At 72.6% G+C, this 25,572-nt stretch carries 22 protein-coding genes and 1 tRNA gene; 10 read left to right on the plus strand and 13 right to left on the minus strand.

What is annotated here, in order from left to right:
• Together treY and glgX are read right to left on the minus strand one after the other, a co-directional pair.
• Positions 1-2,491, minus strand: a 2,491-nt coding sequence (treY, locus tag C5H89_RS16920; protein WP_104108152.1) for a malto-oligosyltrehalose synthase, incomplete at its 3' end; no start/stop codon positions are given.
• The gene (gene glgX, locus C5H89_RS16925) at positions 2,488-4,692 is read right to left on the minus strand and encodes a glycogen debranching protein GlgX (protein ID WP_104108153.1); all 2,205 of its coding nucleotides are present in this window, start codon (positions 4,690-4,692) and stop codon (positions 2,488-2,490) included. The genes glgX and treY, both read right to left, overlap by 4 nt.
• A gap of 125 nt (positions 4,693-4,817) precedes the next feature.
• On the opposite strand from glgX, the gene C5H89_RS16930 reads away from it, so the two are divergent.
• On the plus strand, positions 4,818-5,078 hold the full coding sequence (locus C5H89_RS16930) for a hypothetical protein (RefSeq protein WP_162799436.1): 261 nt from the start codon (positions 4,818-4,820) through the stop codon (positions 5,076-5,078).
• A 6-nt stretch (positions 5,079-5,084) separates the two neighbouring features.
• Here the strand turns inward: C5H89_RS16930 and C5H89_RS16935 are convergent, their stop codons facing one another.
• The 4 genes from C5H89_RS16935 to C5H89_RS16950 form a co-directional block, all read right to left on the minus strand.
• Positions 5,085-5,837: a WXG100 family type VII secretion target gene (locus C5H89_RS16935; RefSeq protein WP_104108155.1), complete on the minus strand. Its 753-nt coding sequence runs from the start codon at positions 5,835-5,837 to the stop codon at positions 5,085-5,087.
• A gap of 1 nt (position 5,838) precedes the next feature.
• Positions 5,839-6,156: a hypothetical protein gene (locus C5H89_RS16940; RefSeq protein ID WP_104108156.1), complete on the minus strand. Its 318-nt coding sequence runs from the start codon at positions 6,154-6,156 to the stop codon at positions 5,839-5,841.
• Positions 6,156-6,548 (minus strand): YbaB/EbfC family nucleoid-associated protein, encoded by a 393-nt coding sequence (locus tag C5H89_RS16945; RefSeq protein WP_104108157.1) that lies wholly within the window; start codon positions 6,546-6,548, stop codon positions 6,156-6,158. The genes C5H89_RS16940 and C5H89_RS16945 overlap by 1 nt, the downstream gene beginning before the upstream one ends.
• A gap of 100 nt (positions 6,549-6,648) precedes the next feature.
• Entirely contained in the window at positions 6,649-7,353 is a 705-nt protein-coding gene (locus C5H89_RS16950) for a GAF and ANTAR domain-containing protein (protein ID WP_104108158.1), read from the minus strand.
• 182 nt (positions 7,354-7,535) lie between these two features.
• Between C5H89_RS16950 and C5H89_RS16955 the strand changes: the two genes are divergently transcribed.
• Entirely contained in the window at positions 7,536-10,127 is a 2,592-nt protein-coding gene (locus C5H89_RS16955) for a GAF domain-containing SpoIIE family protein phosphatase (RefSeq protein ID WP_162799437.1), read from the plus strand.
• A 30-nt stretch (positions 10,128-10,157) separates the two neighbouring features.
• Entirely contained in the window at positions 10,158-11,981 is a 1,824-nt protein-coding gene (locus C5H89_RS16960; RefSeq protein WP_104108160.1) for an amidohydrolase family protein, read from the plus strand.
• A 5-nt stretch (positions 11,982-11,986) separates the two neighbouring features.
• Here C5H89_RS16960 and rocD read toward each other — a convergent pair whose 3' ends face one another.
• The gene (gene rocD, locus C5H89_RS16965) at positions 11,987-13,237 is read right to left on the minus strand and encodes an ornithine--oxo-acid transaminase (protein WP_104108161.1); all 1,251 of its coding nucleotides are present in this window, start codon (positions 13,235-13,237) and stop codon (positions 11,987-11,989) included.
• Between the two features lie 116 nt (positions 13,238-13,353).
• On the opposite strand from rocD, the gene C5H89_RS16970 reads away from it, so the two are divergent.
• Genes C5H89_RS16970 through C5H89_RS16990 form a run of 5 tightly spaced genes read left to right on the plus strand, consistent with a single transcriptional unit; the run spans position 13,354 to position 18,043 of the window.
• The gene (locus tag C5H89_RS16970; protein WP_104108162.1) at positions 13,354-14,415 is read left to right on the plus strand and encodes a 3-oxoacyl-[acyl-carrier-protein] synthase III C-terminal domain-containing protein; all 1,062 of its coding nucleotides are present in this window, start codon (positions 13,354-13,356) and stop codon (positions 14,413-14,415) included.
• Positions 14,412-14,969 carry an isoprenylcysteine carboxylmethyltransferase family protein gene (locus C5H89_RS16975; RefSeq protein WP_104108163.1) on the plus strand — a complete coding sequence of 186 codons (558 nt, stop codon included), beginning with the start codon at positions 14,412-14,414 and terminating at the stop codon, positions 14,967-14,969. Before C5H89_RS16970 ends, C5H89_RS16975 begins: the two co-directional genes overlap by 4 nt.
• Positions 14,962-15,984, plus strand: coding sequence for an FAD-dependent monooxygenase (locus C5H89_RS16980; protein WP_104108164.1), 1,023 nt, complete (start codon positions 14,962-14,964; stop codon positions 15,982-15,984). Before C5H89_RS16975 ends, C5H89_RS16980 begins: the two co-directional genes overlap by 8 nt.
• Entirely contained in the window at positions 15,981-16,862 is an 882-nt protein-coding gene (locus tag C5H89_RS16985) for a UbiA family prenyltransferase (protein WP_104108165.1), read from the plus strand. Before C5H89_RS16980 ends, C5H89_RS16985 begins: the two co-directional genes overlap by 4 nt.
• On the plus strand, positions 16,859-18,043 hold the full coding sequence (locus C5H89_RS16990) for an NAD(P)/FAD-dependent oxidoreductase (RefSeq protein WP_104108166.1): 1,185 nt from the start codon (positions 16,859-16,861) through the stop codon (positions 18,041-18,043). Before C5H89_RS16985 ends, C5H89_RS16990 begins: the two co-directional genes overlap by 4 nt.
• Before the next feature lie 22 nt (positions 18,044-18,065).
• On the opposite strand, the gene C5H89_RS16995 is transcribed toward C5H89_RS16990, so the two are convergent.
• The gene (locus tag C5H89_RS16995) at positions 18,066-18,464 is read right to left on the minus strand and encodes a hypothetical protein (RefSeq protein ID WP_104108167.1); all 399 of its coding nucleotides are present in this window, start codon (positions 18,462-18,464) and stop codon (positions 18,066-18,068) included.
• A 102-nt stretch (positions 18,465-18,566) separates the two neighbouring features.
• Between C5H89_RS16995 and C5H89_RS17000 the strand changes: the two genes are divergently transcribed.
• Positions 18,567-18,968 carry a hypothetical protein gene (locus tag C5H89_RS17000; protein WP_104108168.1) on the plus strand — a complete coding sequence of 134 codons (402 nt, stop codon included), beginning with the start codon at positions 18,567-18,569 and terminating at the stop codon, positions 18,966-18,968.
• Between the two features lie 25 nt (positions 18,969-18,993).
• Here C5H89_RS17000 and C5H89_RS17005 read toward each other — a convergent pair whose 3' ends face one another.
• The 3 genes from C5H89_RS17005 to C5H89_RS17015 form a co-directional block, all read right to left on the minus strand.
• The gene (locus tag C5H89_RS17005; RefSeq protein WP_240181928.1) at positions 18,994-20,463 is read right to left on the minus strand and encodes a DHA2 family efflux MFS transporter permease subunit; all 1,470 of its coding nucleotides are present in this window, start codon (positions 20,461-20,463) and stop codon (positions 18,994-18,996) included.
• A gap of 61 nt (positions 20,464-20,524) precedes the next feature.
• On the minus strand, positions 20,525-21,877 hold the full coding sequence (locus tag C5H89_RS17010; RefSeq protein WP_104108170.1) for an SLC13 family permease: 1,353 nt from the start codon (positions 21,875-21,877) through the stop codon (positions 20,525-20,527).
• A 79-nt stretch (positions 21,878-21,956) separates the two neighbouring features.
• Entirely contained in the window at positions 21,957-23,147 is a 1,191-nt protein-coding gene (locus C5H89_RS17015; RefSeq protein WP_104108171.1) for a sulfite oxidase, read from the minus strand.
• Positions 23,148-23,346: 199 nt separating this feature from the next.
• Between C5H89_RS17015 and C5H89_RS17020 the strand changes: the two genes are divergently transcribed.
• Positions 23,347-23,931: a hypothetical protein gene (locus C5H89_RS17020; protein ID WP_104108172.1), complete on the plus strand. Its 585-nt coding sequence runs from the start codon at positions 23,347-23,349 to the stop codon at positions 23,929-23,931.
• Between the two features lie 43 nt (positions 23,932-23,974).
• Here C5H89_RS17020 and C5H89_RS17025 read toward each other — a convergent pair whose 3' ends face one another.
• Both C5H89_RS17025 and C5H89_RS17030 read right to left on the minus strand, forming a co-directional pair.
• On the minus strand, positions 23,975-25,351 hold the full coding sequence (locus tag C5H89_RS17025) for a hypothetical protein (RefSeq protein WP_162799438.1): 1,377 nt from the start codon (positions 25,349-25,351) through the stop codon (positions 23,975-23,977).
• 96 nt (positions 25,352-25,447) lie between these two features.
• Positions 25,448-25,523: transfer RNA gene (locus C5H89_RS17030), tRNA-Thr, on the minus strand.
• Positions 25,524-25,572 lie beyond the last annotated feature (49 nt).

The raw sequence follows: 25,572 nt of genomic DNA on the forward strand, positions 1-25,572 counted from the left end.
GGGTCTCGGCGCGCGGGGCCCAGACGTCGAAGCGTCCGCGACCCTGCTCGTCCTCGGGCACCAGCAGCGCGACCGGGTAGTCGGCCAGCAGGTGGGCCACCTCGACCTGCCCCTCGCTGTCGGGGCGGACCCTGCGGCCGGTGAGCAGGTCGCGCCACTGACCCGGCGGCACCGCGAGGGTGGTCTCGGCCCAGCCGCCGCGCCGCACCAGGCCCACCGGGAGCCGGGTGGCCACGGTGATCGCGCCGCCGCCCTCGCTGCCACCCTCGCTGCCTCGGTCGAAGGCGAGCACGTGGTCCGCCGCGGGACCGCTCGCGGTCAGCGCGGTGTAGCCGTCGAACCACTCCGGGTGGTCCCGCCGGGCGGTGAGCGCCAGGTGGGTGAGCAGCAGCTTGACCGCACCGTCGTCGTCGGTGTGGGCGCGGACGTGCGGGCGCACCCCGGCGCGCAGCTCCTTGAGCCGGGAGATCCGCTCCTCGAAGTCGACCGGGCGCCGGTTGTCCGGGTCGACCAGGCTCTGCTCCCACAGCTCGCTGCCCTGGTAGACGTCGGGCGCGCCGGGGATGGTGAGCCCCACCAGCTTGGCGCTGAGCGCGTTGACCCAGCCGGCAGCGGCGACCGCCTCCAGCAGCTCGGTGAGGACCGCTCGCACCCGCTCGTCGTCGAAGGCGGCGTCCACACAGGCGTGCACGGCCGCCTCGAACTCGGCCTCCGGGGCGGTCCAGGTGGTGTTGTCCCCGGCCTCGCGCATCGCCTTCTCGGCGTAGCCGTGCAGCCGGGCCCGGTAGGACTCCTCGACCGGACCCTGCACCGAGGAGGGCCAGGCGCCGAGCACCGCCTGCCACAGCAGGCTGGCGAAGCCGGCGTCCGGCACCGGGACCAGCTCGAGCAGCCGGGTCAGTGCGGCGTCCCAGACCTCGGGGATCTCGCCGAGCACGCTGATCCGGGCGCGGACGTCCTCACCGCGCTTGGTGTCGTGGGTGGAGGCGGCCGTCATCGCGTGCGGCCAGTGCTCGGCGCGGGCAGCCATCGCCTCGTGGAACGACGCCGGCGCGAGCGCGAACACGCTCGGGTCGCCGCCCACCTCGTTGAGGGAGGTCAGCCGCGACCAGCGGTAGAAGGCGCAGTCCTCCACGCCCTTGGCCATCACCATGCCGCTGGTCTGCTGGAACCGCTTGGTCGGGTCGGCGGCGCCGTCACAGAGCACCGGGGTGAGCACGTCCAGCACCTCGGCCAGGTCGGGCCGGTGCGTCCGGGCACCGGCCAGGGCGTGGTCCAGGTGCTCGTGTCCCTCGGGGAGGTAGGAGCGGTAGACGGGGAAGCAGGCGATGATCTCGGCGATCGCGTCCTCGACCCGGTCCAGCGCCGGGGCGGTGTGGCCCTGGGTGGTCAGCACGTGCACCGCCTCGCGGCTGATCCGCGCGACCTCGGAGCCCAGGATGCCGTCGGCGACCTCGCGCTTGGTGCCGTGGATCAGCTCCGGCCAGTCCACGGCCGCGCCCCGCAACCGGGTCTCCAGCGCGTCCAGCGGGGCTTCTCCGGCCGGGTCCACCAGCACCCGGTCGACGAGGGCCATCGCGTCGTAGCCGGTGGTGCCCGCGGTCGCCCAGGAGCGCGGCAGCTCCTCACCGGGCTCGGTGATCTTCTCCACCAGCACGTAGGCGCCGCCGGTGAGCTCGGCCAGGTCGTCGAGGTACTTCGCCGGGTCGCGCAGGCCGTCCGGGTGGTCCACCCGCAGCCCGTCGACCAGCCCCTCGTCGAACCAGCGCCTGATCTCGGCGTGGCTCCGCTCGAACCACTCCGGCTCCTCGACCCGGATCGCGGCGAGGGTGTTGACGGCGAAGAAGCGGCGGTAGTTCAGCTCGGTGTCGGCCCGCTTCCAGTGCACCAGCTCGTAGTGCTGGCGGGCGTGGACGGCGTTCGCGTCCTCACCCTCCAGACCGGTGTCGTGGGCGGTTCCGGGCGCCAGCGGGAACCGCTGGTCGTGGTAGTGCAGCTCGCCGCCCAGGACGCGCAGGTTCTCGATCCGGGTGCCGCCCGCCTCGGTCTCGGTGAGGTCGTCGTCGCCGATGACGGGGATCCGGAGCCGGCCCCCGCCGGCGTCCCAGTCGATGTCGAACGCCCCGGCGTACGCCGACTCCGGGCCGTAGGTGAGCACGTGCCACCACCACTCGTTCTCCCACGGGCGAGCCACCCCCACGTGGTTGGGCACGATGTCGACGAGCACGCCCATGCCCAGGCGCCGGGCCTCGGCGGAGAGGGCGCTCAGGCCCGACGCTCGACCCCGCGAGGGGTCGATCGCGCGGTGGTCGACCACGTCGTACCCGTGGTTGCTGCCGGACTCCGCGGCCAGCAGCGGCGACAGGTAGACCCAGTCGACCCCGAGCTCGTGGAGGTAGGCCAGGGTCCGGGCGGCCTGGAGGAGGTCGAAGTCCTCGGTGATCTGCAGCCGGTAGGTGCTCCTCGGCACCCGGGGCGAGCCGGCCGTCACGGGCGCAGTCCCGTGCGCGAGGGGGACGAGGCGGCGGTGGCGGGGTCCGCCAGCGCGACCAGGGACGCCGCGACAGAGGTCTCCGGCTCGGTCTCCGGCTCGGAGTACTCGCACAGCACCACGAGGCTGCGCCCCTCGATCGTCAGCGTGGACTCGGGCCACAGCTCCTCGCTGTCGATCCGGGCTGCGGCGGTGTCCACGACCACCTCCCAGCCAGCGGCGTACTCCTCGCTGGGCAGGGTCACCTCGATCTCCTCGGCTCCGGCGTTGAAGTAGAGCAGGAAGTGGTCGTCGACCACCGGGTTGCCGGTGGCGTTCATGCCTGCGATCCCGTGGCCGTTGAGGTACATGCCGATCGCCTTGGCACCCTCCGCGGTCCAGTCGCCCTCGGCCATCGGCTGGCCGCTGGGGTGGAGCCAGATGATGTCGTTGAGGCGTTCCCCGTCGCCGGTGCGCACGGTGTTGCCGGTGAAGAACCTCTTGCGGCGGAACGTCGGGTGGTTGGCGCGCAGCTTGGCCACCGCCGCGGTGAACTCCGCCAGCGGCCAGTCCGCGTGGTCCCAGTGCACCCAGCTGATCTCGGAGTCCTGGGCGTAGGTGTTGTTGTTGCCGTCCTGGGTGCGCCCGATCTCGTCACCGTGCAGGATCATCGGCACGCCCTGGCTGAGCAGCAGCGTCGCGATCAGGTTGCGCTGCACCCGCGCGCGCAGGGCGAGCACCTCGATGTCGTCGGTGGGTCCTTCCACACCGAAGTTCTGCGACCGGTTGTGGCTCTCGCCGTCGTTGTTGTCCTCGCCGTTGGCCTCGTTGTGCTTCTCGTTGTAGGAGACGAGATCGCGCATCGTGAAGCCGTCGTGCGCGGTCACGAAGTTGATGCTGGCGAACGGGCGGCGACCGGAGTGCTCGTAGAGGTCGGAGGAGCCGGAGATCCGGCTGGCGAACTCGCCGAGGGTGGGCTCGCCGCGCCAGAAGTCGCGCACCGTGTCGCGGTACTTGCCGTTCCACTCGGTCCACTGGGGCGGGAAGTTGCCGACCTGGTAGCCGCCGGGGCCGACGTCCCAGGGCTCCGCGATCAGCTTGACCTGGCTGACCACCGGGTCCTGCTGCACCAGCTCGAAGAACGTCGCCAGCTTGTCGACGTCGTAGAACTCTCGCGCCAGCGCGGAGGCCAGGTCGAACCGGAAGCCGTCGACGTGCATCTCGGTGACCCAGTAGCGCAGCGAGTCCATGATCAGCTGCAGCGAGTGCGGGTTGCCGGCGTTGAGCGAGTTCCCGGTGCCGGTGTAGTCCATGTAGTAGTTCTGCTGGTCGTCGACGAGCCGGTAGTAGGCAGCGTTGTCGATGCCCTTCATGCTCAGCGTCGGGCCCAGGTGGTTGCCCTCGGCGGTGTGGTTGTAGACCACGTCGAGGATCACCTCGATGCCGGCGGCATGCATCGTCTTGACCATGCCCTTGAACTCCTGGACCTGCTGGCCGGCGTGACGGTTGGCGGCGTAGTCCGCGTGCGGGGCGAAGAAACCGAGGGTGTTGTAGCCCCAGTAGTTGCGCAGGCCCTTGTCGAGGAGCGTGGAGTCCTGGACGAACTGGTGCACCGGCATCAGCTCGATGGCGGTCACCCCGAGCTTGGTGAGGTGGTCGGTCACGGCCGGGTGCGCGAGACCGGCATAGGTGCCGCGCTGCTCCTCGGGCACCTCGGGGTGGAGCTGGGTCAGGCCCTTGACGTGCGCCTCGTAGATGACGGACTCGTTGTAGGGCACCGCGAGCCGCCGGTCGCCCTCCCAGTCGAAGAAGGGGTTGACCACGACGCCGAGCGTCATGTGCGCGGCGGAGTCCTCGTCGTTGCGGCTGTCCTCGTCACCGAAGTTGTAGCCGAAGAGCGACTGGTCCCACTCGATCTCGCCGTACGTCGCCTTGGCGTAGGGGTCGAGCAGCAGCTTGTTGGGGTTGCACCTCAGGCCGTTCTCCGGCTCGTAGGGCCCGTGCACCCGGTAGCCGTAGCGCTGTCCCGGCTGGACCAGCGGCAGGAAGCAGTGCCACACGTGGGCGTCGACCTCGGTGACCTCGACCCGCGTCTCGTTGCGGTCCTCGTCGAACAGGCACAGCTCGACGCGCTCGGCCACCTCGCTGAACAGCGCGAAGTTGGTGCCACTGCCGTCGAACGTCGCACCGAGCGGGTAGGCGGATCCTGGCCAGACGTGCACTATGGGTTCTCCTTGACGACTCCTGCGGCAGGCCGCCCCGGAGGCGACCTGTTGAACGATCCAAGTTACCCCGAGGGTGATTCCGCAAACCTCGCACGGCCGCACCTGCAGTAGGGTCTGCCGCCGTGAGCAATGACGAGGGTGGACAGCTGCGCAGGGACTCCCGGCAGGCGGGGGGCATGCTCTGGGACGACGCCAAGCACATGCTGGCCATGGCGCTTCCCGTGGTGCTGGGCGCGGTGATCGGCTATCTGGTGGCCGAGGTCACAGGGCTCTTCATCGGCGCCGGCGTCGGCGTGCTGCTGGTCGGCCTCTACCTGCTGTGGGGCGCGGTCGGTCTGCTCCGGGACCTCGTCCGCTGGATCCGGGGCCGGCGCTCGCCCTGAGCCCGGCTAGACCCGTCCCCCGTCGATGGGCGCGGGGACGTTCTTGTCGAAGTGGACCTCGCCGAGGTCGATCAACGGGTCCCGCCACTTCGCATCGAGCCCGGTGACCGCCTTGACCAGCGGGGTCTGGACCGCCGCCTTGAAGGCGAAGGCCTTCTTGAAGCCCAGGGCCTTGACCCACGCCTGGTAGGCCTTGATCATCGCGGCGATGTTCTTCAGCGCCGTGGCCACCTTGGTGAGCAGGGTGGCGATCTTGGCGCCGGTGACGCCGGCCTTGGCGGCAGCAGCCGCGGCACCCGCCGCGGCACTGGCGCCGAAGGTGAAGATGGCCCCGGCCGCACCTACCGCCAGCGAGATCGCCGCCCACTCGATGAGCTCGAAGATGAGGTCCTTGACCAGCTGCTCGACGTTGCGCACCTCGGTGGCGGCGGAGTCGAGGAAGCCCGCGACCCCCTTGACCTGGTCGGCCATGGAGGCGATCGCCTCGGCCACCTCCTCGATCTTCGCCAGGTAGGCCTCCTGGGTCTCCCCCAGCCAGCCCTCGTCGATGCCGGCGACGGACTGGCGCTGGTAGGTCGCCAGGTTGCTCAGCGACTCCGACATGCCGCGCCACTGGGCCGCCACGTCGTTGACCGCCTCCGGCTGCCCCACCACCGAGTCCCACTTCTCCACCAGCGGGTTGACCAGCGGCTTCATCACGCCGTAGATCTCGCTCAGGAGACCCGACATCCAGCCTTCGGCCTCGTCCCACGCACCCATGTCAGGCCCCCAGCATCTGGGTGAAGTGGTCGGCCACGGCCTCGTCGACCTGGCTGAAGTGGCCCTTGACCATCTCCAGGGTCTCCGAGAGCGCCTCGCAGGTCTGCTGCAGGGCCGCGAGGCTGACCCGGGTGGCCTCCGTGGCGTCGGCGAACCCGGTGACGATCTCCTCCGACGGCAGGATCTTGCCCAGCGTCCCGGGGACGAGGACCGCCTCCTGTCGCACCTGCTCGATCTTGCCGGTGTACGTCGCGGCCTGGGCCTGCGCCTCGGCCGCCTGCTCCATCACGGAGTAGCGCACCAGGAACACGCCGGCCATCAGCGCTGGCCCCGCAGCACGTCGATCTGCTCGCGGACGTCGGCGACGTCGGTGGCCGAGGCGGTGCCGCGCATCATCGCGTCCAGCTGCTCCTCGCCGATGACCGGTCCCACAATGGCCTTCAGCTGCTCCGACGCCCGCACGGTCGCGGTCGCCACGGCGCTCATCACCAGGGCGGCGAGCTCGCTCCCGGACAGGGACATCGCACGGTCGCTGATCTGGAGGTCGGTGGGCATCCCGGCCGGGGTGACCCGCACCCGGACGCTGCCCTGGCCGGACTCGGCCTCGCCCGACACAGCAGCCAGCCGCTGCTGCATCTCCGCGATGTTCTCGAGCTGGCGCAGGCTCTCGGTCCGCGCCTGCTCGACCCAGCCGTCGGGTCCCTGTGTCATGGCGTGTCTCGTCTCCGTCCGGGTGGGGGTGCTGCGGTCTCAGCCGCGTCTACCCACGCCCGAGCCGGCCGAAACGCGCCCGGCAGGGCCGACCGCCGGATCAGGCACCGTTGGGGTGCCGGTCCACGACCTCGCGGGCCACGTCGACGAGCTTGCGGTTGAGGTCCTGGGAGGCGCGCTTGAGCAGGTCCAGGGCGGCGTCCTCGGACAGGTCGTGAGTGGCCATCAGCAGGCCGATCGCCTTGCCGATCTCGCGGTTGCTGTGCAGGCCGTTGAGCAGGGTGTCGGCGCGGTGGTTCTGGGCCGCGGCGCTCAGGGCGACCGACGCGAACGAGGCCAGCACCACGCCGAGGTCGGCGGAGGCACCGGCGAAGCCCCCGGGGGTGTCGGAGAACAGGTTCAGCGAGCCGGCCTTCCGCGGGCCGACCAGCACCCGGTAGCCGATCATCCCGCGGACCGGGGTGTGCGCCAGGACCAGACGACTGAGCTCGGGCCAGGTCGGATTGACCGTGAGGTCTGCGTCGACCTGGTAGGAGTCGGTGACGATGGCGTCGTAGCAGGGGCCGTCGCGCAGGGCGCTCTCGAAGCCGTCGATCTGCTCCGCATACTCGTCGGTGGCGCCGTGCGGCGTCAGGGTGCCGCCGGCCGTGAGCGTGCTGATGGAGGCGTGGTCGCAGCTGGGGATGACCTGCACCGCGGTCTTGCAGATCGCGGCGTACACGCCCTCGTAGTCCGGGCTCACGTAGACGACCTCGGCAAGGGCCGCCAGGGCCGCCGCGGCGTCCGGGGGTAGTTGCTGGTTCACACAGGTAAGTGTGCCTGATCGGGCCCGTTCGGTCAGCACTCGCACGATCTGCGGGGTCGCCCGGCAGCCTTACCGGCAGCGGGGCCGGCGTAGGCGGCCCCAGCGCCTCGTGAGACGATGGGCAGGTGACCTTCGGGACGAGGCGGTCGCACGTCTGAGTAGCGCGCCCCCGCGGAGGATTGTTGAACCCCGAATTCACCCGACGAACGACCCCGCCGGTGCTGGGGCGTGCGGGTTCGGCCACCGTCACGGGTGGCCTCGTCGACGAGCAGGCGCGGGCGGAGCACGCCCGCCGGATGGCCGGTGACCACCTCGACACCACCAGGCTCAACCGGCTCTGCGAGCTGACCGCCCGACTGCTCTCGACCGGCTCCGCCCAGATCTCCATCGTCTCCGACGTCCTGACGGTCGTGGGAGGCGCTGGCGTGTCCCGTCCGCTGGTGGGCACGACCTCGCCTGCCTCGGACTCCCTGTGCGCGGTCACCATGCGCTCCGGCACCGGCCTGGTGGTCCGGGACGCGGCGGTCGACCCCCTGGTCGCCGGACTGCCCCCGGTGGTCTCCGGCACCGTCCGCTCCTACCTGGGGGTTCCGCTCGCCTCGGGCGGCCACGTGGTGGGGGCCCTGTGCGCCTACGGCGCCGACGCCCGGGACTGGGACGAGACCGAGCTGTCCCTGCTGGGGCTGCTGGCCGAGGCCGTCGCCTCCGAGCTCCACCTGGCCGTGCTGGAGGCCAGCTACGCCGAGGACCGGCGGATCTGGCAGCTCGCGGTCGACGCGGGCGGGGTCGGCGCGTTCGACTGGGACCTGATGACCGGCGAGCTGCGCTGGGACGAGCGCCTGCTCGCCCTGTTCGGCATCGACCGGGAGAGCTTCGGCGGCACCATCGAGGCCTTCAACGAGTTCGTGCACCCCGAGGACCGGGATCGGGTGGCGCAGGCGCTGCGCGGCGCGATCGACACGGTGGGCGCCTTCAACGCGGAGTACCGGATCATCCTGCCCGACCGCGGGGTTCGCTGGGTCTCGGCCCGGGGGCAGGCCTACGGCGAGGGCGGCACCGCCACCCAGCTGGTGGGCGCGGCGTTCGACACCACCCTGGTGCAGGAGGGCGAGGCCCGGGTCGCCCGGATCCTGGAGGCGATGCCGAGCGCCTTCTTCCAGCTCGACGACGAGTGGCGCTTCACCTACGCCAACGCGGAGGCCGACAAGATCCTGGCCCCCATCGGGTCCGGGATGGTCGGGGAGATCATCTGGGAGCTCTTCCCGGACGCCGTCGGCTCCCCGTTCGAGGACAACTACCGGCACGCCGTCCGGACCGGTCAGCCGGTCCAGTTCGAGGCCTACTACCCGCCGCCGCTGGACTCCTGGTACGAGATCAGGGCCTGGCCCACACCGGACGAGCTGTCGGTCTACTTCCTCGACGTCACGGACCGTCGAGCCGCGCAGGCCTCTCTCGCGCGCAGCATGGAACGCGCCGCCCTGCTGGCGGAGGTCTCCGACTCGCTGTCCGACTCCTTCGACACCGTGCAGGCGGTGGGACGACTCGCCCAGCTGATCGTGCCCCGTCTCGCGCAGTGGTGCCTGATCACGCTGGTCGACGACGCCGACCCCCTCTCGGACCGCAACTGGCGCCGCCACCTGCGCGACATCGGCTACTGGCACGCCACCGAGGAGGGACGGGCGGTGGTCCAGGCCTACGGCCAGGACCGGATCGCCGCCCTGACCGACGACTCCTTCGTCGCCCAGGTGCTGCGGACCCACGCTCCCGCGCACGTTTCGGCGAACGCCACTCCCCTGGTGGCTGCGGTGCTCGTCGATGGCCCGGCCCGGGACCACTACCTGACCCTGGCGCCGGAGTCGGTGCTGGTGCTGCCGGTGCGGGGCCGCGGCCGCACGGTGGGCATCCTCACCCTGGGCCGCGATGCCGAGCAGGGTCCCTTCACCGTCGAGGAGATCGGGACGCTGGAGGAGGTGGGCGCCCGCGCCGGCCTCGCGCTGGACAACGCCCGTCTCTACGCCGAGCAGCGGGAGCTGGCCGAGGGACTGCAGCGCAGCCTCCTGACCGCGCCGCCGGTCCAGGAGGGCCTGCAGGTGGCGGTGCGCTACGAGCCGGCCGCGGAGATCGCCCAGGTCGGTGGCGACTGGTACGACGCCTTCCACCAGACGGACGGCTCGACCGTCGTGGTCATCGGGGACGTCGTCGGGCACGACACCGACGCCGCGGCCGCCATGGGACAGCTGCGGGCGATGCTGCGGGGTATCGCCGTCACCACCGGGGACGGCCCCGCGGAGGTGCTGCGCCGGCTCGACCACGCCATGCCGGTGCTGGAGCTGGACACCACCGCGACCTGCGTGGTGGCCCGCTTCGACACGACTCCGGACGACCCGGCCGCGGGCACCACCCGGATGCGCTGGTCCAACGCGGGCCACCCGCCGCCGATGATCGCCGTGACCGGCCCCGACGGCGAGGTCAGCGTCGAGCCCCTGTGGTCGTCCTCGCCGGACCTGCTGCTGGGCCTGGACCTGGAGACCGAGCGCTCCGAGACCGTCGTCGCGCTGCCCCCGGGCGCCATCGTGCTCCTCTACTCCGACGGCCTGGTGGAGCGGCGCGGACAGTCCCTCGGTGACGGGATCGAGGAGCTGCGACGCAGCCTGCGAGACCTGGTCTCCTCGGGTCTGGACCTCGAGGCGATGTGCGACGCGCTGCTCGACCACCTGCTGCCGCTGCGGCGCGAGGACGACGTGGCCATGGTCGCCGTACAGCTCGATCGTTGACACCAGCGCCGCCCGGCGCTTCGATGAGCCATGCCATCTCATGTGACCTACGACACGATCATCCGGGGCGCCCGCTGGTTCGACGGCACGGGCGGTCCCTCCGCGGTGCGTGACCTAGGCCTGCGCGGCGGACGGGTCGCCGCGGTCTCGGCCGAGCCGCTCGACGCCACGGGCTGCCCCGAGGTGATGCCCGCCCACGGCCTGTGGGTGCTGCCCGGGCTGATCGACATCCACACCCACTACGACATCGAGGTGCTCGCCGGACCGTCGCTGAGCGAGTCCCTGCGGCACGGCGTCACCTGCGTCTTCGTCGGCTCCTGCTCCCTGTCCACGGTGCACGTCGGGGCGGTCGACGCCGGCGACCTGTTCAGCCGGGTGGAGGCGATCCCGCGCCACCACGTGATCGACCACGTGGAGCGGGGGAAGACCTGGCACGACGCCTCCTCCTACGTCGAGGCGCTGGAGCAGCTGGCGCTCGGTCCCAACCTGGCCGCGTTCCTGGGCCACTCCGACGTGCGCACCGCGGTGATGGGGCTGGACCGCGCCACGCGCCCGGAGGTGCGGGCCACCCCAGCGGAGCGTGGCCGGATGCAGCAGATGCTGACCGACGCCCTGGACGCGGGCTTCCTGGGGATGTCGGCGCAGCAGCTGCTCTTCGACAAGCTGGACGGAGAGGTGTGCCGGTCCCGCACCCTGCCCTCGACCTACGCCGGAGGCGCGGAGATGCGCGGTCTGCGGCGGATCCTGCGTCGCCGGGGCCGGGCCCTGCAGGCCGGTCCGGACGCCACACACCCGCACACCATCGTGCTCGAGGCCCTGCGCTCCATCGGCCTGCCGGGCCGGGCAGCGCTGAAGACCAGCTTGCTCTCGGCTGCGGACATCAAGGCGATCCCGTTCGTCATCCACCTGATGCGCGGCCTGGCGGCGGTGGTGAACCGCCTCGGCGCCGACTTCCGCTGGCAGCACCTCCCGGTGCCTTTCGAGGTGTACGCCGACGGCATCGACCTGGTGATCTTCGAGGAGCTCGGCGCCGGCGCCGCCGCGTTGCACCTGAGCGAGAAGGTGGCACGCGACGAGCTGATGCGTGACCCGGCGTACCGGGCGGCGTTCCGCAAGGAGTACGAGACCAAGTACACCCCGCGGGTCTGGCACCGGGACTTCTTCGACGCCGAGATCGTGGCCTGCCCCGACGAGAGCGTCATCGGCCGGTCGTTCGGCCAGGTCGGGGTGGAGCGCGGGGGCCAGCACCCGGTGGACGCGTTCCTCGACCTGGTCGTCGAGCACGGCACCGACCTGCGCTGGCGGACCACGATCTCCGGGCACCGGCCACAGGTGCTGCGCCGGCTCGCGGCCGAGCGCGGCGTCCAGATGGGGTTCTCCGACGCCGGCGCCCACCTGCGCAACATGGCCTTCTACAACTTCGGGCTGCGGCTGCTCAAGCACGTCCGGGACGCGGAGCAGGAAGGGGCGCCCTTCCTGACCCCCGAGCAGGCGGTGCACCGGCTCACCGGCGAGCTCGCCGACTGGTACGACATCGACGCCGGCCACCTGCGGGTCGGCGACCGTGCCGACCTCTTCCTGCTCGACCCCACCCGGCTCGACGCGCGCGTGGAGGAGTACGCCGAGGAGCCGTGCGAGCAGTACGGCGGCCTGTCCCGGATGGTCAACCGGAACGACGAGTGCGTCCCGCTGGTGATGGTCGGCGGCAGGACCGTGTGGCGCGACGGCGCCCCGGCCGGACCGCTGGGACGCGAGCGCACCGGGCAGTTCCTGCGCGCCGGGCAGGGGCCGGTGCCTCCGGTCCCGGCGTCCACCCCGTCGGCTGCTCCCGCCCCGGCGGTGCGCGCCGGCTGAGGCGGTCAGCCGCTGGTGAGCGCTCCCTTGAGGGCGTCGAGCAGGAACTCGATGTCCTCCCGTGAGGCCACCAGCGGCGGGGCGAGCCGGATCGTGGAGCCGTGGGTGTCCTTGGCCAGCACCTGGCGGGCCAGCAGCCGCTCGCACATCTCGCGACCGGTCATCAGCCTCGGGTCCAGGTCGAGCCCGGCCCACAGCCCGCGGCTGCGCACGCGCAGCAGGCCGAGGCCGACCAGGTCGGCCAGACCGGTGGCCAGCTGCTCACCGCGCTCGCGCGCCCGCTCCTGGAACTCGCCGGTCTCCAGCATCGCCACCACCTCGCGGCCGATGGCGGCGGCCAGCGGGTTGCCGCCGAAGGTCGAGCCGTGGGAGCCGGGGGTGATCACGCCGAGCACGGAGCGGTCCGCGGTGATCGCGGAGACCGGGTAGAGGCCGGCGCCCAGGGCCTTGCCGAGCACGTAGATGTCGGGCACCACGCCCTCGTGGTCGCAGGCGAACGTCTCGCCGGTGCGGGCCAGGCCGGACTGGATCTCGTCGGCGACCATCAGGACCTGGTGGGTGTCGCAGATCGTGCGCACCTGGGACAGGAACCCCTCGGGCGGGATCACCACCCCGCTCTCGCCCTGGATCGGCTCCAGCAGGACCGCGACCACCGACTCGTCGATGGCGGCCTCGAGGGCGGCCGCGTCGCCGTACGGCACCACCCGGAACCCGGGCGTGAACGGCGCGTAGCCGGTGCGGGCGTCCTCGTCGGTGGAGAAGCTGACGATGGTGGTGGTGCGGCCGTGGAAGTTGCCGTCCATCACCACGATCGTGGCCTGGTTCTCCGGCACGCCCTTGACCTGGTAGCCCCAGCGTCGGCTGACCTTCAGCGCCGTCTCCACGGCCTCGGCGCCACTGTTCATCGGCAGCACCATCTCGTGGCCGGTGAGCCGCGCCAGGTCGCGGGCGAAGAGCCCCAGCTGGTCGTTGTAGTAGGCCCGGCTGGTCAGGGTGAGCCGGTCGAGCTGGGCGTGCGCCACGGCCAGCACCCGCGGGTGTCCGTGGCCGAAGTTCAGCGCCGAGTAGCCGGCCAGGCAGTCGAGGTAGCGGCGGCCCTCCACGTCGGTGACCCAGGCGCCCTCGCCGGAGCTGACGACCACCTCGAGGGGGTGGTAGTTGTGCGCGGCCCAGTCCTCGGTGATCGAGATGTGGTCGCGGCTGGAGAGGCCCCGGCCGTGCTCGGCGGTGGCTGCGGAAGGCTGTGGCACGCTCATATGGCCATGGTGCCACCCGGCCGCCGAAAACCGGGGCTCGGCGAAATGCGAATTGCTGGGGCCTTTTGGCGTCCCGGGCCTTGTGGTGGAGCCACGGGGCGCGGTTAGCGTGCTTCATGCAGATCCTCTCGGTTCGCGGCGCCCTGCCGCCCCAGCGGTACGACCAGGCCGAGATCACCGACGCCTTCGCGTCGGTGGTCGCCAGGGGCGCCGTCGACGAGCGGCTGCTGCGCACCTTCCACGCCAACGCCGGGGTGGCCCAGCGCCACCTGGTGCTCCCGCTGGCTCAGTACGCCGCCCTCGACTCGTTCGGGGAGTCCAACGACCTGTTCCTCACCCATGCGGTGGCCCTCGGCGCCCAGGCGCTGGAGGATGCCCTGAAGGCCGCCGACCTGGTGCCCAGCGACGTGGACCTGATCATCTCCACCACCGTCACCGGGGTGGCCGTGCCCTCCCTGGAGGCCCGCATCGCCTCGGTGGTGGGCCTGCGCCCCGACGTCAAGCGACTGCCACTGTTCGGGCTCGGCTGCGTGGCCGGCGCCGCCGGCGTGGCCCGGCTGCACGACTACCTGATGGGCCACCCCGACCAGGTCGCCGTGCTGGTCGCGGTCGAGCTCTGCTCGCTCACCGTGCAGCGCGACGACACCTCTCCCGCGAACCTGGTGGCCAGCGGGCTCTTCGGTGACGGCGCCGCGGCGGTCGTCGCCGCCGGCGGTGCCCGCGGCGGACCGGTCACGGTGCTGGACAGCCGGAGCCGGCTCTACCCCGACTCCATGCGCACCATGGGGTTCGACGTCGGCGGCACCGGCCTGCGGATCGTGCTGGACGCCCAGGTGCCCGCCATCGTGGGCCGCTACGTCCGCGAGGACGTCGACGGCTTCCTGGCCGATGCCGGGCTCAGCCGGGCGGACATCGGCTGGTGGGTCTGCCACCCCGGCGGCCCCAAGGTGATCGACGCCCTGCGGGATGCCCTGGAGCTGACCGAGCACGACCTGGCGCTGACCCGGCAGTCGCTGTCGAGCATCGGCAACCTGTCCTCGGCCTCGGTGCTCCACGTCTTCGCCGACACCCTGGCCCAGCGCCCGCCGCGACCCGGCTCCTACGGGCTGCTGATGGCGATGGGTCCGGGGTTCTGCTCCGAGCTGGTGCTGCTCCGGGCCGAGCCGGTCCCGGCATGACCTCGCTGACCGCCTTCGTCGTCCTGGTCGCGCTGGTCGGGGTGGAGCGGCTCGCCGAGCTGGTGGTCTCCCGGCGCAACACCGCCTGGAGCCTGGCCCGGGGCGGCCAGGAGACCGGGCAGGGCCACTACCGGGTGATGGTGCTGCTGCACTCGGGCTTCCTGGTCGCGATGCTGGCCGAGGCGTTCCTCCGACGCCCCGTGGTCCCGGCGCCGCTGGCCTGGTCGATGCTGGCGCTGGTCGTCGCCGCCCAGGCCCTGCGCTGGTGGTGCATCGCCACGCTGGGACGGCGGTGGAACACCCGGGTGATCGTGGTGCCGGGGATGCCGCCGGTGCGCTCGGGTCCCTACCGGCTCCTGGCCCACCCCAACTACGTCGCGGTGGTCGTCGAGGGAGTGGCGCTGCCGCTGGTGCACGCGTGCTGGTGGACCGCCCTGGGCTTCACCGTGCTCAACGCAGGCCTGCTCTCGGTGCGGCTACGGGTGGAGGGCGCCGCCCTGGCCTCGCTGCCCGACGGGCGCCCGAGCCACCCGGACGTCGCCGCCGATGCGTGACCTGGTGGTGGCGGGCGGCGGACCGGTCGGGCTGGCCGCGGCCCTGTACGCCGCCCGGGCCGGGCTCGACGTGGTGGTGCGCGAGCCGCGCCCCGGCGTGCTGGACAAGGCCTGCGGCGAAGGGCTGATGCCCGGGGCCGTCGACCGGCTGGCGCTGCTCGGGGTGCGTCCGACGGGTCACCGGCTCGCCGGCATCCGCTACCTCGACGCGAGGCACGAGGTGGAGGCGCCCTTCCGCCACGGCACCGGGCTCGGCGTACGGCGTACCACCCTGCACGCGGCGCTGCGGGCGGCGGTCTCGGCGGCCGGTGTCGAGGTGACGGGGCCCGCGGTGCGCGAGGTGACCCAGCACGGCGACCACCTGGTGGTCGACGGCGAGCCGGCCCGTCACCTCATCGCCGCCGACGGACTGCACTCCCCGGTACGACGGCTGGTCGGGCTGGAGTCCGTCCCGGTCCGGCTGCGCCGCTACGGCCAGCGCGTGCACCTGGACCTGCCGCCCTGGACGCCGTACGTCGAGGTGCACTGGGGCGGCTGCGCGGAGGCCTACGTGACCCCGGTGGCGCCGGACCAGGTCGGGCTGGCGATCCTCACCACGCAGCGGCGCCCCTTCCTCGACCTGCTCGCGGAGTTCCCCGTCCTGGCCGCCCGGGTGGCCGGTCGCCCGACGAGCCGGGTCCGCGGTGCGGGGCCGCTGCGGCAGCGGGTGCGGCGCCGGGTCAGCGGCCGGGTGCTGCTGGTCGGCGACGCCGCCGGCTACGTCGACGCGCTCACCGGGGACGGCCTGGCCGTCGGACTGGCGCAGGCCGAGGCCGCGGTCGCCGCGGTCGTGGCCGGCCGGCCGGCGGACTACGAGACGGTGGCGCGGCGTCTCGGACGCCGGCACGACCTGCTGACCCTGGGTCTGGTCTCCGCCACCCGGGCCCCGGTGGTGCGCAGTCGGATCGTGGGGGCGGCGCACCGGCTGCCCGGCCTCTTCGGCGCCGCGGTGGACCAGCTGGCGAGGCCGGTGTGAGCGGCCGGGCCGGCACCCGGGCCAGCACCCGGGCCGGCAATCGGACCCGGGCGCCAGGCTCCACTGGGGCCGGGGCCGGGGCCGAGGCCCTGGCCCTGGTCCGCGCAGCCCACCCGGGACCGACGCTCGCCGTCACCGTGCTCGCGGCCGCGCTGGCGCTGGCGACCGAGATGCCCCCGAGCCGGGTGGTGCTGGTGACCGCTGCGGTGCTCGCCGGCCAGCTGAGCGTGGGCTGGTCCAACGACCTGGTGGACGCCGCCCGCGACCGTCAGGTGGGCCGCAGCGACAAGCCGCTGGCCACCGGCGAGCTGCGCACCGGCCTGGTGCGGGGCGCCTGCGTCGCCGCGGTCCTGGCCTGCGTCGGGCTCTCCCTGGCCTGCGGCGCAGTGCCGGGACTGGTCCACCTCGGCTGCGTCGCCGCTGCCTGGGCCTACAACCTGCGGCTCAAGGCGACGGTGTGGTCGTGGCTGCCCTACGCGCTGGCCTTCGGCGGGCTGACCGTCTTCGTGAGCCTGGCCGCGCCGGCTCGCCAGCTGCCCGCGGCCTGGGTCCCGGTGTCGGCGGCGCTGCTGGGCGTCGGCGCCCACCTGGTCAACGTCCTGCCCGACCTGGCCGACGACGAGGCGACCGGTATCCGCGGCCTGCCGCACCGCATCGGCGCCCGGTGGACGCCGGTGGTCGCGGTGGCCGTCCTGGTCACCGCCTCGGTGGTCATCGCGCTCAGCACCGCGGCCGTGCCCGGCGTGGTGCTGGCGGGGGCGGGGGTCGCGGTGACGGCGCTCGCGGCGACCGCCCTGGTGGGGCGCGGCCGGGCCCCCTTCGCCGCCGCCGTGGGGATCGCACTGGTGGACGTGGTGCTGCTGGTGGCCGCCCGGTGAGCGCCGCTCCCGAGGCCGGGTGGGACGTGGTGATCTGCGGCGCCGGCCCGGCCGGCTCCGCCGCGGCCCTCGCGGCCCTGGACCGCGCCCCCGACCTGCGGGTGCTGCTGGTGGACCGGGCCACCTTCCCGCGGGACAAGTGCTGCGGCGACGGGATCGCTCCGCACGTCCTGGACGTCCTCGGCGGGCTGGGCGTCCGCGGCCTGGTGGACGGGTGGACGCCGCTGCGCCGGCTCGACCTGTCCCACGGCGACCAGGGCGTCGAGGGGCGGCTCGCCCGGCCGGTGTGGGTGGTCCCGCGCGAGGTATTCGACGCGCGCCTGCTGGGGCGCGCCGTCCTGGCCGGTGCCGACGTGACCCGGCACCGGGTGCGGCGGCTGCGCACCACGCAGGACGCGGTGGTGCTCGACGAGACCATCACCGCCCGGGTGGTGATCGGGGCGGACGGGGCGCACTCGGCGGTGCGGGAGGCGCTCGGGGTTCTCGGCACGCCCCGGCACGGCAGGCACGCCCTGGCCCTGCGCGGCTACGCCCCCACGACCGCGGTCCACGTCGGGCGGCAGGTGATCCGCTTCGGGGATCGCCCCCAGCCGTCGTACGCCTGGGCGTTCGACCGCGGCGACGGGCTCTCCAACGTCGGGTACGGCGAGCTCGCCGGCCCCTCCGCCCCGACCGGGGCCGCGGGGACGGCCGGGCTGAGCCGCGAGCTGCTGCTCTCGGAGCTGGAGCGGCTGCTGCCCGGGAGCACCCGGGACGGCACGGCGTGGCGGGCCCACCACCTGCCGCTGTCGGGCTGGGGCTGGGGCGCCCAGCAGCCCGACGGCCCGGTGCTGCTCGCCGGCGACGCGGCCGGGCTGGTCAACCCGATGACCGGGGAGGGGATCTTCTACGCCGTCGCCACCGGGGCGCTCGCCGGCCGCGCGGCAGCCAACGCGGTGATCGCCGGTCGGCCCCAGGACGCGGGTGCCCGGCACCGCGGCGCGGTGCGCGGGCTGCTGCAGCGGCACCTGAGGCACACCTGGTCGGCCTCGCGGCTGATCCGCGTGCCGCGGGTGGTGGACGCCGGCATCCGGGCGGCGCGGCGCGACCAGCGGGTCTTCGACGACCTCGTCGAGCTGGGCCTGGGCGACGGGCTGATCACGCCGCGGCTGGTGGCTCAGCTGGTGCGCTCCCTGGGCTGAGCAGCCCCGCGGAGCGGCGGCCTCAGAGGTGGTCGGGCACGATCAGGGCGTCGGGGTCCTGCCGCGGCGGCAGGTGGTCCAGGGCGGCACGGACCAGCGCGGCACGGCTGGCCACGACCACCTTGCGCTTCATCCGGCCCACGTCGTCGCCGACCTGCTCCTCCACGCAGGCCAGCACCTGCTCGGTGCTGAACTCGGGGCGGGTGCCGGCCTGCACCTCGACGTCGGGCAGCGCGACGAGCACCGGCAGGACCTGGGACCCGATGGCCTCCAGCATCTGGTAGCGCTGGTAGCGGTCCATCTCGTCCCAGACCGTGTCCACGCTGGTGCGGCCCTTGCGGACGTCCTTGTTGCCCGCCGCGACCATGGTCTTGGCCGCCCCGGTCAGGGCCACGGTCAGCTCGTGCTCGGTGAAGCGCATGGGGCAAGTATCCCTCAGCGCTGCCGGGCGGCCGCCGTGGCGAGCTCGGCAGGACTGTGCCCCCCGCCGACGAACCGGGGCGCGCCGCCCTATGGTCGAGGAATGAACCAGCGCTTCGAGTTCGCCTTCTCACCGGCCTACCGGCTGCCCGCCCGGGCCTTCGGCATCAACCCGGGCACGGCATGGGTGCAGGTCGCCGGCGGCTACCTCACAGCACGCTTCGGGCCCTGGCAGCTGCGTACGTCGGTCGACAACGTGGTCTCCACCGACGTGACCGGGGACTACTGGTGGCTCAAGACCGTCGGTCCCCCGCACCTGTCGCTGAGGGACCGCGGTGTCAGCATGGCGACCAACGGGGACCGGGGCCTGTGCGTCCGCTTCGAGCTGCCGGTACGGGTGCTGGACCCCACGGGCACGATCCGGCACCCGGGCGCCACCTTCACCGTCGCCGACCCCGAGGGGCTGGCGGCGGCCATCGCCGACGAGCAGGACCGCAGCGACTGAGCTCGACGGTGCGAGCCGGCGGCGCTCAGTGCTCCTCGACCGGCGCCACGGCAGGCGGCCGACGGACCAGGAGCGCGACGAGGGCTGCGACGGTGGAGATGATCGCGCCCGCGAGGAGCGCGGTGTGCACCCCGTCGGCGGTCGCGGCAGCGGCGGTCGCCGAGGCGTCAGCATCGGCGACGCTGCGCGACAGCAGGGTGATGAACAGTGCGGTTCCCACCGCACCCGCCAGCTGCTGGACGGTGCTGACGATCGCGCTGCCGTGGGAGTAGAGCTGCGGCGCCAGGGCACCGAGGCCCGAGCTGAACAGCGGCGTGAAGGTGAGGCCGAGGCCGATGCTGAGCAGGATGTGCGCCGCCTGGACGTAGGAGCGGGTGGTGTCGACGTCGACCTGCGCCAGCGTCCACATCGCGGCACTCACCACGACTGAGCCGACGATCACCAGGGCCCGCGGACCGACCCGGTCGTACGCCCGTCCCACGAACGGGGCCATCAGGCCCATCACCAGGCCGCCGGGCAGCAGCAGCAGCCCGGTGTCGAGGACGTCGAACCCGAGCACGACCTGCAGGTAGATGGGGATGAGGATCAGGGTGCCGAAGAGCGCCATCATGCTGATCGCGACCAGCAGCACCGCGATCGAGAAGTGGCTGCTGCGGAAGGTCCGCAGGTCCAGCAGCGCGCGCTCGGTGCGCTGCAGCACCAGCTGGCGCCACACGAAGAGCGCCAGCGCCACGGCGCCGACCGGGACCGAGAGCCAGGGACTGACCAGCACGTCCCCCGAGGCGGCCTCGCCGATGCTGCTCAGCCCGTAGACCAGACCACCGAAGGCCAGCGCGGAGAGAGCCACCGAGGCCACGTCGATCGGGACCGGGACGGGGCTGGTGACGTTCGCCAGCTTCGCGGCACCCACCGCGAGCGAGAGCAGCGCGATCGGAAGCACCAGCCAGAACAGCCAGCGCCAGTCCAGCACGTCCAGGACCAGGCCCGAGAGCGTCGGCCCGAGCGCGGGCGCCACGGAGATGACGATGGAGATCGTGCCCATCGTGCGGCCGCGCCGCTGCTCCGGCACCAGGTTCAGCACCGTGGTGAACAGCAGCGGGATCATGATCGCCGTACCGGTGGCCTGGACCACCCGCCCGGCGAGGAGCGCGCTGAACCCGGGTGCGGTGGCCGCGACGAGCGTGCCGGCGCTGAAGAGCGCCATCGCGGTCAGGAAGAGCGGGCGCACGTGGAAGCGCTGGAGCAGGAATCCGGTGACCGGGATGACCACTGCCATGGTGAGCAGGAAGCCCGTGGTGAGCCACTGGGCGGTCGCCGTGGTGACGCCCAGGTCCCGGGTCAGCTCGGGGATAGCCACGCTCATCACGGTCTCGTTGAGGACGACCACGAAGGTCGATGCCAGGAGCAGCCCGATCACCAGGCTGTGGGATCCGGCGGGTGGGGCGGGCGGCTGTGCGGCGGGCTGTGGAGCGGTCTGCTCGGTCGTCTGGGTCACGAAGGGCGGCAACCCCGCGACGGAGGTCCGCATTCCCCGTCCGAGCGAGGGGCAGGTCACGTCAGGCCAGCAGCGAGGCCACCACCACCATCGGCAGCGAGATGACCGAGGCCAGTGCGGTGGCCAGGGTCAGCGTCTTGAGCGTGCCCTTGGTGGAGAGGCCGAGCAGGGCCTTGAACATCCAGAAGAAGTTGCTGTTGACCTGCAGCGCGAACATCGCGCCGGAGGCGATGGCGAGCCCGATCACCACCGGGGAGACGCTGAGCGAGTCGAGGATCGGCGCGATGATGCCGGCGGCGGTGATGGCCGCCACCGAGACCGACCCGATCGCCAGGTGCAGCAGGGCGGCGATGAACCAGGCCAGGCCGATGCTCAGGATCACCGGGGCGCCGGAGTCGGCGGAGAAGAAGTCCGCCAGCGTGCGGTCCAGGGTGGTCTCGGTGATCACCGCGCCCAGGGAGCCCCCGACGCCGGTGATCAGCAGGATCTCGCCGGTGGTGTGGAACCCCCGGTCCATGGAGTCGCGGGTGGCCTCGAGCCCGGCGGTCACCCGGGACAGCAGGTAAGCGCCCAGCAGGCCGACGAATAGCGCGAAGTTGGCGTTGCCGAGAAAGGCGATGAAGGGCGTGGAGAAGTCCAGCAGGTCGGCGAAGGCACCGAAGGCGATCATCACCAACGGCACCAGGATGGGCAGCAGCAGCACCACCAGCGGCAGGGCGCGACTCTTGGCGGTGCCCGCCTCGGTGGGCTCGTCGGCCTCCTGGGCGGCCAGGGCGTCGTCGACCTCCTCGTCGGAGTCGGGCTTCCAGAAGCCGCTGCGCAGCAGCAGGCGCATCACGATGCTGGTGACGATGGCGGTGGCCGGGCCGATCACGATGCCGAAGAGCAGCCACCTGCCCAGGGAGACGTCGAGCAATCCGGCGATGGAGATCGCCGCCAGGCCGGGCACCACGAAGACGTAGCCGGCGAAGATCCCCGCGCCCAGGGCCGAGGCCATCAGGGGCAGCCCGTTGCGGCCGAGCCTGGCCGCCGCGGAGCGGGCCACCGGCGCCGCCAGCACCACCTGGACGTCGACGTAGATCGCCGGGAGCACGGTGGAGAGCAGCGTCGACAGCGTGTAGGGAAGCCGGGTCGCGCCCACCACGCGCACCAGCACCTCCACGAGGCGGCGGAAGGTGCCGCTGGCGTGCAGCATCGCCCCGATGAGCACGCCGAACCCGATCAGCAGGCCGACCTCGGCCATGATGTCGCCGAAGCCGGTGGCGATCGCCTCGATCGTCCCGGTGAACCCCACACCGGCGGCCAGGCCGAGGTAGAGGGAGGCGAGGATCAGCGAGATCACCGGGTCGACCTTGAGCCGGATGATCAGGCCGATGGCCAGGACGATCGCGACGACGGTGTGTACGACGACCACGTGGGCTCCTCGGTTCCGAGTTCCGCGGATGCGTCCCGGCGAGCGGGCGCCTGCCCAGTGTGCCCTAGATCACCTCCGATCAGGCGACAGTGACCGGGTGTCGCGCCACGGCTCCGAAGAGGTAGCCCTGCTCGTTGAACGGGACCTGGTCCGGCTGCACGTTGCCCCGGTCGTCGCGGGCCCGGACCCGGATCTCGTGTGCCCCCGGTCTGGCGTGGAACAGGAACGACCACTGCCGCCAGGCCCGCTCCTCGTTACGCCAGTCCAGGTGGGCCGGGCGCCAGTGCCGGCCGTCGACGGAGACCTCGACGCGGGTGATGCGCCCCTCCCCCGACCAGGACCGCCCGGTGAGCAGCTGGGGCCCCCGTCCCAGGGTCGCCGGGAACGGCAGCTCCAGGGCGCTCTTGACCACCTGGGTGGTGACCAGAGGGGTGGTGGGGTAGTCGGGGCCGAAGAGCCGGTAGCTGGTGGTGTTCCACTGGGACAGCAGGGGCGTCTCGGAGACCTCCAGCTCGCCGACCCACTTCACGTTGGCGATCCCCACCCAGCCGGGCACCAGGAGCCGCACCGGGTAGCCATGGTCCGGGGGCAGGGTCCGCCCGTTCATCCCGAGCACCAGCAGGGTGTCGGCGGCCACCGCGCGCTCCACCGGGATCGGGCGCCGTACCGCCATGCTGTCCAGCCCGACGGGCATCACGTCCAGCGCACCGGGGGTGAGGTCCGCCCGGGCCAGGACGTCGGCCAGCCGTACGCCGGTCCAGGTGGCCACGCCGATCGCGCCCAGCCCCCAGGTCGTGCCGGCGACGGCCTGTCCCTGCTGGGTGGCGAAGAGGCTGCGGGCGTTCCCGGCGCACTCGATCGCCCGGGTCAGGGTGACGCGCGGCAGCCGCAGCAGGTCGTCGTAGGACAGGGAGAGCTCGCGGCGCACCCCGGTGCCGTGGACGCGCAGCCGCCAGGTGCCGACGTCGAGGCGGGGCGTGGAAGTGTGGTTGCGCACGAAGAAGCGGTCGTGCGGGGTCAGGTAGCCCTGGCCGCGCATGGCCTCCCAGCGCATCTCGGCGTTGGTGCCGCGCACGGTGAAGAGCTCGGGCGGGACGGGCTTGACGATCCCCGGCTCGGCGGCCCGGGCCGCAGGCAGGGCCGGCCCGGTCGCCAGGAACCCGGCTGCGGCCGCTCCCAGGCCGAGCACTCCGCGCCGGGTCAGTGGCCCGCGCAGCCGCTCCGCCCGCTCCGCGTCGTAGTCGGCCTCCCGCATCAGTCCACGTTCCATGGCGAGCCCTCGTCCCTAAGTCTAGTAGTTAACTAGAGAATAGGGCTTTGGGTGCGCCTGACAACCCCCTGAGCGACGCGGAATTCGCCAGAAGTTCTCACTGTGCTTACTGGCGGGTTACCGTCGACAGCGTGGACTTCGTTAAGAGACCGTCCACCCGACCGGCTCCCCGGAGCACAGAGACGTAGGCCACTCGCATATGCCCGAGCTCACCGCAGTCCCCCAGACGGATCACTCCGATGCCCCGACCACCGCTGAGGAGGTAGGACCGGAGGCCGCCCGGGAGGCGTGGGCCGAGGCCGGACGGGCCGTGCTGCTCGACGTCGCCAAGCGCTACCAGGCCGTGATCAGCCACAAGCAGCTCGCGCAGGAGGTCCAGGAGCGGACCGGGATCACCACCACCCGTCTGGTCCACTACTGGATCGGCGACGTGCTCGGTCCGATCGCGACCGAGTGCGCCTCGCGTGAGGAGCCGCTGCTGGTCTCCCTGTGCGTCAACTCCCAGGACAGTGTCGGCGCGGCCTACGCCAACGCCGTGCAGGCCGCCCGGGGCGAGACCCCGGAGGACCCCGAGGCCCACGCCGCCAAGGAGCGCCTCGCCTGCTACCGCCACTTCGAGGCCGACGACCTGCCCGCCGACGGCGGCCGGGCCGCCCTGACCCCGCGAGTGGCGGCCACCCGGGACCGGGCCCGCAAGGTCCGGTTCGCCGAGCGCCCCATCGCGGTGTGCCCGACGTGCCACCAGGCGCCCGCGGCCACCGGCGTGTGCGACAACTGCGACTGAGTCGCGGCGCCCGCAGCGGGGGTCTCTGCCCCTGCTGCTGGGCTCAGGGCAGGGGCACTGGCGCCTCGACCAGCAGGGACCCGGTGGCGCGGCGCGGCACGTCGGTCACGCAGCCGGTCTGACGGCCCTGCTGGTTGAGGCCGTTGAGGTCGGCCACGCCCAGGTGAGCGATGTTGCCGCTGGAGGGCCCCATGACCTGGCTGCCGTCGGGTGAGTGACCCAGCCCCAGGGCGTGGGTGATCTCGTGCATGAACACGAACCTCATCAGCTGCGGCGTCCAGCCCGGCATCGGGGTGGGGTCCAGGTCGAGGAAGGCGGTGGCACTGCGGCTGCGGTACACCGCCCCCAGGGCGTCCTGCGCCCGGAAGCCGCTGTCCGGGCCACCACGTCCCATCACGTTGCCGCTGTAGTCGTTGCCGGTCCACTCGTCGCGCAGGAACCCGATCAGCAGCTCCGTGTCCGCCGGGATCCCCGAGTACCCCGCCGCGGGCTTCTGGATCCCGTCGCTGTCACCGAGGTGCACGAACTCGTACCCCGTGGCCTGGGCCACCTCGGTGAGCGCCGAGGCGAGCGCCTCACGAGCACCGGCCGGGGCACCGGTCAGGTTGGTGCGGTACTCGATGGTCTCGCACGGGTTGAAGCGCCAGCGGTATCCCGGCTCGATGTGCGTCCAGGCGCTGGCGTCGCTCCCCTGAGGCACCCAGCTGGGCGTGACCGCGACGCCGGTGGCGGCACCGGTGGCACCCAACGCGGTCGGGGTCTCGGCCACGACCACCCGCACCGGGGTGGTGTGCAACCAGGTGGTCGGCAGCGCGGCGACGAACGACCCGTCGGCCCCGGAGGTCACCGAGGTGACCGGGAACCACTCGGTGCCCAGCTGCTGCTGCACCACGACCGAACGGCCCGCGACCTCGGAGCCGGTGACCTGGCCGGTCACCGTGGGGCCCTGCCCGCCCAGGACGGCGGGTGAGCCGGACCAGCTCTCGGAGATCCCGGTCGCGCTCCTGGGTGCCACGGGGGCCAGCACCCGCACGCTGAAGCGCCGGGAGAACGCCTTCATCCCACGGTGGCGCGGGGCGACCAGCCGGAGCTTGATCTTGCGCACCTTGCTGCCCGCGGCGGTCCTGATCCGGAAGGTGCCCTTCTTCGTCGCCCGGGTCTTGGCGACGACCTTCCACTTCTTGCCCTTCTTGATGGTCAGCCGAACCGGGCGCTTGACCCCTCCGCGGGTGGCGACCTTGCCCTTGACGGCGATCTTTGACCCGGCCACCACGGTGCGCGGGGCCTGCACCCGCTGCCCGGCCCGGGCCGTGGCGTCCGCCGGCTCGGTTGCGCCGGAGATCGGAGCGAGCAGGGACAGGGCCAGCGCGCCGCTGCCGAGTCCCGTGGTGGCCAGGCGCCGCAAAGGACGTCGAGTCATCGGTGTATCCCCCTGTAAGCCGTGTCCGAACGATGTCGAGCGCAGCCTAGGTCCTCAGGAGCCAGAAACGCCCCGGGGTCTCGGGTCCCCGGGGCGTGGAGCCGCCTGTCAGAATCGAACTGACGACCTAGTCATTACGAGTGACTCGCTCTACCGACTGAGCTAAGGCGGCGCGTTGCCCGAGGAGCTCCTCGGGCAACCCGGGGAAGTATACGGACACC

The sequence above is a fragment of the Nocardioides sp. 616 genome, from assembly GCF_002930065.1.
Lineage (GTDB): Bacteria > Actinomycetota > Actinomycetes > Propionibacteriales > Nocardioidaceae > Nocardioides > Nocardioides houyundeii.

Bases quoted from the DNA above. Each gene is read 5' to 3' on its own strand.
- C5H89_RS16935 (WP_104108155.1), bottom strand. From the start codon at position 5,837: ATGGGTGCGTGGGACGAGGCCGAAGGCTGGATGTCGGGTCTCCTGAGC.
- C5H89_RS16940 (WP_104108156.1), bottom strand. From the start codon at position 6,156: ATGGCCGGCGTGTTCCTGGTGCGCTACTCCGTGATGGAGCAGGCGGCC.
- C5H89_RS16945 (WP_104108157.1), bottom strand. From the start codon at position 6,548: ATGACACAGGGACCCGACGGCTGGGTCGAGCAGGCGCGGACCGAGAGC.
- C5H89_RS16960 (WP_104108160.1), top strand. From the start codon at position 10,158: ATGCCATCTCATGTGACCTACGACACGATCATCCGGGGCGCCCGCTGG.
- rocD (WP_104108161.1), bottom strand. From the start codon at position 13,237: ATGAGCGTGCCACAGCCTTCCGCAGCCACCGCCGAGCACGGCCGGGGC.
- C5H89_RS16970 (WP_104108162.1), top strand. From the start codon at position 13,354: ATGCAGATCCTCTCGGTTCGCGGCGCCCTGCCGCCCCAGCGGTACGAC.
- C5H89_RS16975 (WP_104108163.1), top strand. From the start codon at position 14,412: ATGACCTCGCTGACCGCCTTCGTCGTCCTGGTCGCGCTGGTCGGGGTG.
- C5H89_RS16980 (WP_104108164.1), top strand. From the start codon at position 14,962: ATGCGTGACCTGGTGGTGGCGGGCGGCGGACCGGTCGGGCTGGCCGCG.
- C5H89_RS16995 (WP_104108167.1), bottom strand. From the start codon at position 18,464: ATGCGCTTCACCGAGCACGAGCTGACCGTGGCCCTGACCGGGGCGGCC.
- C5H89_RS17000 (WP_104108168.1), top strand. From the start codon at position 18,567: ATGAACCAGCGCTTCGAGTTCGCCTTCTCACCGGCCTACCGGCTGCCC.
- C5H89_RS17015 (WP_104108171.1), bottom strand. From the start codon at position 23,147: ATGGAACGTGGACTGATGCGGGAGGCCGACTACGACGCGGAGCGGGCG.
- C5H89_RS17020 (WP_104108172.1), top strand. From the start codon at position 23,347: ATGCCCGAGCTCACCGCAGTCCCCCAGACGGATCACTCCGATGCCCCG.
- C5H89_RS17025 (WP_162799438.1), bottom strand. From the start codon at position 25,351: ATGACTCGACGTCCTTTGCGGCGCCTGGCCACCACGGGACTCGGCAGC.